Origin of the sequence: Escherichia sp. MOD1-EC6021, from assembly GCF_002965245.1 — a bacterium.
Classification (GTDB): domain Bacteria; phylum Pseudomonadota; class Gammaproteobacteria; order Enterobacterales; family Enterobacteriaceae; genus Escherichia; species Escherichia coli_F.
This window is the reverse complement of record NZ_PTRU01000092.1, coordinates 1-1316: the sequence shown is the minus strand read 5'-3', so window position 1 is coordinate 1316 and position 1316 is coordinate 1. Positions and strand designations below refer to the sequence as shown.

Here is a 1316-nt window from a genome sequence, read left to right as displayed (position 1 = left end):
GTGGTGCGGTTATTCAGCACCTCGGTGTTCATGTTCTTCTGCGCGTGGATGTAGACCTGTTCTTTCCCTGTCGCATCGTCAAACTTCAGTTCATTAAACCCGCTGCCCTTATAGGTTTTCGAACGAATGGTCATCTGCGTCTTTGTTCCCGGCAGGCTGCCGGGGGTGCGGTTTTCCTGGTGGTAGGTACGCCCCATAATAATCGGCTGGTCCGGATCGCCGTTGAGGAAGTCCACAATGACCTCCTGACCCACACGCGGTATCGCCAGGTTACCAAACCCGGTGCCTGCCCACGCCTGTGCCACACGGATCCAGCATGAACTGTCCTGGTTTGACGGGTTATAACGGTCCCAGTTAAATTTCACCCGCACGCGACCATGTTCGTCGCAGAAGATTTCCTCGCCTGCCGGTCCCGTCACGACGGCGCTCTGCGGGCCATCCACCAGCGGTTTCAGCAACGGCTGTGGCCGCCATGTCCGGTCTGCCGGTATTACCGCAAAGTGGTTATTCAGCGTGGTACCTGAACCACTGCGTCCCGGCACCGCCTGCGGCTGCTCGCCGTGCAGTTCACTTGCCACCACCTGCCATTCCCGGTTCAGGTTCGCCTGCGGATGCCCCGTCAGCGCAATTCGCCGTCCCGGCCATATCTCCGGAGAACGGCTTGTTCCGCGCGCCACTTCTGCGTTGTTTCGCCAGCCATCCATCTGCCAGCGGGCAAAGTTCTGCCCGTGGGCACCCTTGAAACGTCCGGGGTAGTCATACACTTCATACTGTGTGCGCTGGTAATCCTGGTACTGGCCTTCCTGATCAAAACGCCCTGCCCAGCCGGGTCGTTTAAAGGTGTAGTCCTTGGTCACCACGGAAGAAGGGCGGATTTGTGCGCTGTAGCGGAACTGGCTGATGCATAGGGTGCTCACCTCGGTACGGGTGTTCGGATTCCAGGGGATCTCAAAGGACTCCGGCAGATAACGCACGGTGTCGCACAGGACCAGGCTCTGGTCGGTACTTTTTTGCGCGTGCTCCTCATAAAAGAAGATGCCTTCCTCCGCCGCCATCCGGCACAGGAAATCGTAATCGGTTTCGCCGTACTGGACACAAAACTCACGGGAAGGATGCGGCTCGCTGAACAGCGGACTCCACTCGGTCACCCCATTTTCTTTCAGGATCGTCGCGAGTATGCTTTCGATATCCTCATTCTGGAAGATACGGAAGTTCTGGCGCAGCCCTGTGCGCCACAGCGGTGGGCACACCTTCATGCTGTACAGCATCTGGTTTTTGTCGTTCTCCCCCAGTTCAAACCAGGTCACCACACCTTT

At 57.8% G+C, this 1316-nt stretch carries 1 protein-coding gene; it reads right to left on the bottom strand.

Annotated features, from left to right (window positions below):
• Positions 1–1316, bottom strand: a 1316-nt coding sequence (gene tssI / locus BEB54_RS28030) for a type VI secretion system tip protein TssI/VgrG (RefSeq protein ID WP_105282343.1), incomplete at both ends; no start/stop codon positions are given.